Here is a 215-nt window from a genome sequence, read left to right on the forward strand (position 1 = left end):
GAAGCCGCGCGCTTCGCGGGTCAGGATGGCCTGTGCCGCATCGGCCACGATGTCGGGCGTGCGGCAGCGTTCGACCATCACCCCGGGAATCATGTTCAGTGCGTCGGTGGCGATCACAGTTCTCGGCCACAGCGCATTCACCGCCACGCCCTGCGGCCCGAACTCGCCGGCCAGTCCTAGCGTGACCAGGCTCATGCCCATCTTGGCCAGCGTGT

General features: G+C 67.4%; 1 pseudogene. It reads right to left on the reverse strand.

What is annotated here, in order from left to right:
- Positions 1–195: pseudogene (locus DC347_RS21315) on the reverse strand (short chain dehydrogenase); the annotation flags it as partial.
- Between the last annotated feature and the right edge of the window lie 20 nt (positions 196–215).

Origin of the sequence: Pseudarthrobacter sp. AG30, from assembly GCF_003116525.1 — a bacterium.
GTDB lineage: Bacteria > Actinomycetota > Actinomycetes > Actinomycetales > Micrococcaceae > Arthrobacter.